The following is a 7,019-nucleotide window of genomic DNA, read 5'->3' on the forward strand; positions in this document are numbered from 1 at the left end:
ACGATTTTGAATAGGTTCGATACACACCAAGCCGATGTTGTGCAATCTAGCTCAACTTGGGTTGGCACAGTTAGTCATGTGTCGAGAGCATCCGCTTGTAGAGAATTGGAGGATGGCCAAGCCGATAACAGTACGGAAAATTAGGCTCAGAAATTTTAGGTTCCTTCCTTTATCATTATGGCGCAAGCAAAATGTTTTTGAGGGAATAATATTACCATATTTTCCCTCTCTAGAGTTTTATTTTTTTTAGCACAACGGAATAAAAGAGAATTATTGCACACTTTATATTGACAGACCAAATAATTCACAGGCATTCTGGGTGGTTTGATGGGCGATCGCCTCTACCGTTTCCTGACGCAGTTTAGCTACTTGCTCGGCTACATGAAGTACGTAGGCAGGCTCGTTGCGCCTCTCGCCTCGTTTCGGAACTGGGGCGAGAAATGGGCAGTCTGTTTCAATCAGTAGGCGATCGCTACTCACCATCGCCGCAGAGGATTGGATCGCTTTGGCGTTTTTGAACGTTACCGTCCCGCTAAAGCTGATGTAGAAGCCTAAATCGAGAAACCATTGAGTTTCTTCTGGCGTTCCTCCCCAGCAATGCATGACTCCCCGCACTCTTTCTCCTTTGAGTTCCCGCCATTTTTGCAACACTTCTCTGGTTGCCACAGCAGCATCGCGGCAGTGGATAATCACTGGTAAGTTGAGTTCAGATGCGATCGCTAACTGCGACTCAAACACCATCAGCTGATGCTCATAGTTATCAGCTTTGTAAAAATCCAGCCCCATTTCCCCAATTGCTACCACACCAGAGTCAGAACTCGCTAAAGTTTTGATTTTCTCGGCTGTCTCGTGATTCCATTTCTCAGCATCTAAAGGATGTAATCCCACGGCAAAGCTGATTTCGGGGAACTCGTGCGCTATGGATTGAATGTGGGAAAACTCTTCTGGGTGAACACAAGAATGTACTAAACGTACTACTCCTGCTTCTTGCCACCGCGATCGCACTGTTGTTAGATCCGGCTGGAAACTATCAAAGTTGAGATGAACGTGCGTGTCTATCAGTTGCATTCTTGGCCCTTTGTCATTGGTCATAAATTATTAGCCCCGATCACGACTAAGGACAAATGACCCTCCGGGTGAATCTTTAACTCCTGCGATCGCTAAACTCCTCAAGAGGGACACGCCCGCTACTCATTTTAATTCGCTCATAGGACAGCCCTGCCTTGGACGGGTTGAGAGACATAGAGTAAGTGGTGTAGAAACTTTCAAGACTACACTGGCTTGCCATTACCCTTGGCGTTTCACACCATTTACAAAAACTTTGGTAACCTTTGTAACATGGTGTCTCCCTCATTCAGAAGAGGCCACTCACTCATCAATGACTATTGAGCAACTGCTTGAGTTAAAGGTTTTAGTTTATTAGCCAATCTTGACTTTTTCCTTGCCCCATTGTTTGGGTGAAGGACACCCCGCTTAGTCGCTTTATCGATTTTGGCGTAAGCCTCGGATAAGCGAGCCTGTGCTTCTTGTTTTAATTCTGGGGTAGGATTAGCTGTATAGACAGCTACAGCATTAATGTATTTCTTCATCAGCGTCTTGACTGCTGATTTGTAAGCTTTGTTACGCAGTCGGTTACGTTCTGCGATTTGGGCACGCTTGAGAGCAGACTTTGTATTCGCCACAGTCAATTCCAAAAATACTATTAATATGTACACACACTACTAGACTTACTAATATAGCATCCAAATTGCCAATGTTATAATTTCCTAAAAAAAATCTATCATTGGAAATTTGGTACTGGAGATTGGGAAAGATAGTCCTTAGTCTCCGCTCCCGAATCCTTAGTCCTTAATTTGGTGTGTCGTCAAATAAGGAAATGCGTTAAAATGAAGTACATGTAAAATGGTCACCCTAACTAATCACCTGGTTAAGCAATGTGATTGCCAATATAATCAATCTGTCCCGAAAACAGGTGTATTGTCAAAGGCAAGGAACTGTAAAGAGCTAAATTTCAGGGGTTTCAAAGTATAGAATCGATACTATATTATCGTCTCTGTACAGATGTTAACTACTAAAAGTTAGGAAAAGAAAAATTATACTCAGACCCTAACCCCTGTAAATCTGGGGGATTGGATGTGTCAATACACCACCTGCACCCCGCAAGGAGTGAGGGTAAGGGCGTAAGAGTAGCGGGAAATGGCACGCCTGCTTCCTGCCGCTAGCCAAGCCTTGGCTGGTTGGACTGAGCAATTAAGTGGCCTTCTCAAGCAAACTAGATGCTGGCAGACTTGAGAGTATCAAAAAAATCCAGGTTAAGCTAGAGAAGAGAATTAGAGTCAGCTTGCACACCCCAGTGGGTCAAGAGCAATACTAAATCTCAGGTGATCTTATTATAATTTTGGCATTGTCCTTACTCCATGCTGCGAATCATTACTCAGCAGGCAGACGTCAGAGCAGAACTACAACGGATCTGCGATCGCACCCATGACGAACAGGTGCTTCACAAAGAAGCAACGGTGCGGGAGGTTTTGCAAGCAGTGAAGCGCCAAGGCGACAAAGCTGTATTGCATTACACAGCCGAATTTGACAAACAAACCCTGAAAGCAGAAGAACTCCGAGTTACAGGTTCGGAACTAGATGCAGCCTATCAGCAGGTGTCAAAAGAGTTGTTGGGCGCGGTTCGGCTAGCTTGCCGCCAAATTGAAGCGTTTCATCGTCAGCGAGTCCCAAAAAGCTGGGTACACTTTGGCGACGATGAGGTAGTGCTGGGCAAACGCTACACCCCCGTAGATCGCGCGGGGTTGTATGTGCCTGGTGGCCGTGCCGCTTATCCCAGTACAGTGCTGATGAATGCAATTCCGGCTCATGTTGCTGCTGTACCTCACGTTGTCATGGTGACACCACCAGGCCCAGGGGGTGCAATTAACCCAGCAGTCTTGGTAGCTGCCCAAGAAGCAGGAGTGCAAGAAATTTATCGCATTGGAGGCGCACAAGCGATCGCCGCTTTAGCTTATGGCACAGAAACAATTCCGAAAGTGAATGTGATTACTGGGCCTGGTAACATTTATGTTACCCTAGCGAAAAAACTTGTCTATGGCACCGTTGGCATTGATTCTTTGGCAGGCCCCAGCGAAGTGCTGGTGATTGCCGATGAAACCGCAAATCCGGTGCATGTAGCTGCTGACTTGCTAGCCCAAGCCGAACACGATCCAATGGCGGCAGCAATTTTGCTGACGACAGATGCGGCTTTGGCGAAAAACGTGCAATTAGCCTTGGAAAGACAGCTAGTAGATCACCCACGGCGAATAGACACAGAAAAAGCGATCGCTCACTACGGCTTGATTGTCCTTGTGGAATCGCTCGAAGCAGCAGCAGAACTCTCAAATGAATTTGCCCCCGAACATCTGGAATTAGAAATCAAAGATCCTTGGGCACTCCTACCACAGATTCGCCACGCTGGGGCAATCTTTTTGGGTTACTCGACACCAGAAGCTGTAGGAGACTATTTGGCAGGCCCTAACCATACCCTGCCAACTTCTGGTGCTGCTCGCTATGCTTCGGCATTAGGGGTGGAAACTTTCCTCAAACACTCCAGTATTATTCAATACTCCCAAACTGCGCTGCAAAATGTGGCTAGTGCCATTGATGTGCTAGCGACAGCAGAAGGTTTACCTTCCCATGCTGATTCAGTCCGACGCCGAATTCAGCAAGAAGAGTGATTTGTAATGCTTAATTTTTTTTAATACTGTTGGCAAAAGTCACTCGATAGATTCCAGATAAAAGTTTGGATGGCGATGTCTGACGGTAAGCCGCTACGCGTCTACGCACGCTAATTGCTACCCTGCTTTAACGTGAATTCGACGGCTCATTATAGTGTCTGCTTAATTAGCTGAATTAAAAGACCTCTAAGAAGGTTTTACTACGCAAAACCGTCCCTCTCCGAGTCGGAGAGGGACAGACTTGAACTTTAGTTCAAGCAGGGAGAGGTTCGTCGAACTCACGTTGCTTTAATGGCACAATACGCTTGGGTTAAAAAAAATTGCTTTGTTGGGTTAAGCAAAGCGCAACCCAACAAAGCCCCGGAAATGTTGGGTTACCCTGCGGGAAGCCCCTTTGGGTCTACGTTCCTCAACCCAACCTACGCAGTTTAAGGTTTTTGGCGCTGACTGAACCGTATTGATCTATGGCACAGCCTCGAATATATAAACTAAGTAGGCAGATGGAAAAATAATTTAGTGTAGCTGCCAACAAGTTTTGCTACATACTTATGTAAAGGGTCTACTCTTTAGGAGACGAGAGCGGTGCTAAACAATATTTTGGTAGCTCTGGACGGTTCGGAAATTGGAGAACGAGTAATTCAGACTTTAGATACTTTGGCGTTGTCAAAAGATGCCAAGGTTATTCTTTGTCATGTTTTCCTTACGCCAGAGTCAGAGATGGAACTACCCGCTGATCGTCCTCAGCCAGAGTCACCAACATTTTCTTATTTTCATGTTGAAAAACAGCTGCAATCTTATCAGGAAAAATTATCAGTCCCAAGTGAGTTAGAACTGGTAACTGGTGATCCTGCCGAAGAGATTATTCGCCTTGCAAATATTTACAAAACTGACTTGATTATAATTGGCAGTCGGGGATTGATGGGGATGAAGCGAATTGTCCAGGGTTCTGTTAGCAGTCAAGTTGTGGAAGAGGCTAATTGTTCGGTGTTGGTCGTCAAAGCAAGGTAAAAATTTGTAAGGGGAAGCAATGACTATAACTACCCCAAAACTAACCTTTGAGGAATACCTGAAATATCATGATGGCACTGATACCCGCTACGAATTAGTCAATGGAGAACTAATTCCCATGAGTCTGGGAAGTGAGCAACATGGGGCGTTAACAGAATTTATCAATCTTTGTTTCCGAGCAGAAATTCTCCGGCTAAAGTTGGATTGGACTTCTAAACAAATGGTTATCGCTGTTCGTTCACCCCGTGTTGGCAGATGGGATACATCAAGGATTCCAGATGTAGTTGTGATTCCGTAGATCCACAATCTTCTTCGCTATGTTGTGCAACAACTTGGTATCTCATTTCACACTCCAGTATCCAATAACATTGGAACAGAACCCAAAAAAATAGCAGGGTTTTGTCCCTGCGTGGTTAAAATTTTGACCAAGAGTCTAGTTGTACTATTATTCCCTTATATTTGCTACTCGGGACAATAGCCTTTTTAAAAGTTTTTTTCTAATTGTAATTCGTTTGGGTATCTGTACATTTCGTCCAGATACTCCGTTTTGTACAGATACTCCGTTTTGTACAGATACTCCGGCTTGTCCAGGTGCTCCGGCTTGTCCAGGTGCTCCGGCTTGTCCAGGTGCTCCGTCTTGTCCAGGTGCTCCGTCTTGTCCAGGTGCTCCAGCTTGTCCAGTAGTATTAACCATACTCTGACCACCAGACAAATTTGCTTCTTCGGTTTCAGTTAGTGAGATAAACATTGGGGATGTTTGAGTGCTTTCCATAGTTAACCTAAATTGCCAATTATCACTTTTGAACTTTTGACAAAGCTGTTTTCACTTAAGATAACGAGAGCAAGGGCGTACCAAAATTGTTATATTCCATATCTCAACAGAGGAAATATCGGGAATTTTGGTATCTTTACTTTACTTAACTCCAAACGAATAGACAGACTTGCTTATTCGTTTGGAGTAAGTAAAGTAAAAAGAGTTTTGCTATCCACAAGTTATTAGAGAGATTGGCTTCTTCGTTGGTGCTTAATGCAGTAAAGAATGTGCTTTCGATGATTTTGGTTCTCGCTTAATTGTTGGGATTAAAGTCACGTCATACCAATTCTGTATGAAGAAGCGTCTATAGTGCAAGAAATAAAGAACTAACCGCCAAGTGCGCCAAGTACACCAAGAAATAAGAAATTAAGAGATTTAGTACAGCTTCACAAAGAAACGATATCACTCCAAAGTAATAGATTAGGACTTACGCACTGTACAAATTGATTATCTTGTGTATCAACGAAAATGCGTCGTTTCAGGCTTTTAGAAATCATCCTGGGATAAATAGCGTAGGCGTAGCCCGCCGAAGGCATCGCCTAAAAGGGGTCGAAAAATCAAGGTTTAATCCCTGGAATCCATACTCCATATTTGGGTTTTCCTGTCAATGCGTAAGTCCTATAGATATAAACGGTAAAAAAGTATATTTACTAACTTTTCTGTATTGCTACATGGTAAGCGTTCAATAATCTGGGGTAAATCGCTCACTGACAAGCCTCAAATGACGTAAAATCGTTCCCGAAGTGGTTGTCCGCCCCGATTTATTCAGCGGATGCGCTACATGTATTATACGACTATCGCTAAATAGGTCAAGCAAGTAGTTGTTTAAGAGCAAACATCTTACATAGTTAGTATTTATACAAATTTAATTAAAAATAAGTTCTTATTTATCAAAAAATCGCAGGCGTCAATCTATATCTATTGATAGATTGATATGTTGAAAAATATATGCATATCTAAAAGCTTAATTTTGTTTAAAAAAAATGTATAAGTTAAGCTACTTAACTATTAATACTGAGAAGGTAACGAAAAATCACAGAATTAAACATATAATCAAGCAAATTTAATAACATTTTTTACAGAATTTGTACCTAAAGATATTCATAAAACTTAAAACTGGGATTCTGCATTTTTGAATAAGTATTTTTATGTAAAAAAATGTAGGTTTTTAATTATTTTATATAACACTAAGTTTAATATGTATAACTTGTTTTAATACCATAACGCTTAAGTTGACTTAATTATTAATCTGAAAAAACAATTTTATTTGGGTGAATACTGGTAGTCTGAAACTAGAGCTATCGAATAGCTTCTCTAATCAAATTTAGGGAGAAAAATCATGTCTTTTTTCACTGAACTGACTCAAATTGAAGAAACCAGCCTAGTGGGTGGCGGTCGTGGCGGTGATGCCAATGGCGGTGCTGGCGGTCGTGGCGGTCGTGGCGCTCGTGGTGGCGATACCGGAGTCGTTATTGGTG

General features: G+C 42.9%; 6 protein-coding genes. 3 read left to right on the forward strand and 3 right to left on the reverse strand.

Annotation, left to right across the window (positions count from 1 at the left end):
* Positions 1–282: 282 nt before the first annotated feature.
* Both LC586_RS30885 and rpsT read right to left on the reverse strand, forming a co-directional pair.
* Positions 283–1,068 carry a TatD family hydrolase gene (locus LC586_RS30885; RefSeq protein ID WP_229489183.1) on the reverse strand — a complete coding sequence of 262 codons (786 nt, stop codon included), beginning with the start codon at positions 1,066–1,068 and terminating at the stop codon, positions 283–285.
* Between the two features lie 314 nt (positions 1,069–1,382).
* A complete protein-coding gene (gene rpsT, locus LC586_RS30890; protein WP_229489171.1) occupies positions 1,383–1,682 on the reverse strand; it encodes a 30S ribosomal protein S20 in 300 nt (99 codons plus the stop codon).
* Positions 1,683–2,417: 735 nt separating this feature from the next.
* On the opposite strand from rpsT, the gene hisD reads away from it, so the two are divergent.
* The 3 genes from hisD to LC586_RS30905 all read left to right on the forward strand — a co-directional run bounded on the left by hisD (position 2,418) and on the right by LC586_RS30905 (position 5,025).
* Positions 2,418–3,719, forward strand: coding sequence for a histidinol dehydrogenase (gene hisD / locus LC586_RS30895; RefSeq protein ID WP_229489173.1), 1,302 nt, complete (start codon positions 2,418–2,420; stop codon positions 3,717–3,719).
* A gap of 582 nt (positions 3,720–4,301) precedes the next feature.
* Positions 4,302–4,727, forward strand: a complete 426-nt coding sequence (locus LC586_RS30900; protein WP_229489176.1) for a universal stress protein — start codon at positions 4,302–4,304, stop codon at positions 4,725–4,727.
* A gap of 19 nt (positions 4,728–4,746) precedes the next feature.
* Positions 4,747–5,025: a Uma2 family endonuclease gene (locus tag LC586_RS30905; protein ID WP_229489178.1), complete on the forward strand. Its 279-nt coding sequence runs from the start codon at positions 4,747–4,749 to the stop codon at positions 5,023–5,025.
* A 147-nt stretch (positions 5,026–5,172) separates the two neighbouring features.
* Here the strand turns inward: LC586_RS30905 and LC586_RS30910 are convergent, their stop codons facing one another.
* Positions 5,173–5,499: a collagen-like triple helix repeat-containing protein gene (locus LC586_RS30910; protein WP_229489180.1), complete on the reverse strand. Its 327-nt coding sequence runs from the start codon at positions 5,497–5,499 to the stop codon at positions 5,173–5,175.
* Positions 5,500–7,019: the final 1,520 nt, after the last annotated feature.

This window comes from Nostoc favosum CHAB5714 (assembly GCF_020829495.1).
GTDB lineage: Bacteria > Cyanobacteriota > Cyanobacteriia > Cyanobacteriales > Nostocaceae > Nostoc > Nostoc favosum.